Annotated in this window: 1 protein-coding gene; it reads left to right on the top strand. The window is 41.8% G+C overall.

Annotated elements, in window-relative coordinates; genetic code table 11:
• Window positions 1-48 precede the first annotated feature (48 nt).
• A partial coding sequence (locus tag JWG45_RS21870; protein WP_205281726.1) for a hypothetical protein occupies window positions 49-584 on the top strand: 536 nt, incomplete at its 3' end.

Below are 584 nucleotides of genomic sequence, written 5' to 3'. Positions count from 1 at the left end.
CCTTGCGACGTTGTGCGGATTGGATTTTTCTGTTAGCCTATTGGCAACATGGAAGAACTAAGCGCACTCTATAAAATTGATCACTTATCTCTCTTACTCATTTCTTTTATACTCCTCTTTACGGTTTTACTCGTATATCGGAAACCCCTCGGTCAGATTTTTGGACTGATCTCAAAACTGATTGCGAAGAGTTTGAACTCAAAAGACAGAATCTCTGTCGTCCAGATTCAGGCTGACACTCACCCCGACGCTCGGTTTATCCAAGAGCATATAACTACAATTCAATTCATAGATTCACTTCGGGTCCGTGACTCGGAAATGTTTTATGACTTCCTATTCAATCTCGTCAGCGAAGTTCGCGCCCGACTTACTAATCCGTATCCAAATGTAAGACTTACTTTCTCTTTTTTAAATGTTGATTACATTTCTTCCGCCGCTATCGGAGCCTTTTCAAAGATCCTTATCGACGTAGTTCAAAAGAACGGAATTTTCCTGAACATCCTTTTTCCACCCGGAAGGTTTACAAACACGGTTGAAAACTTTCGGATGCTCGCGGGTAACGCGGAACACATCGCAATATCAAT

Origin of the sequence: Leptospira ainlahdjerensis (assembly GCF_016919175.1) — a bacterium.
Lineage (GTDB): Bacteria > Spirochaetota > Leptospiria > Leptospirales > Leptospiraceae > Leptospira > Leptospira ainlahdjerensis.
This window is presented reverse-complemented; position numbering and strand designations above follow the sequence as displayed.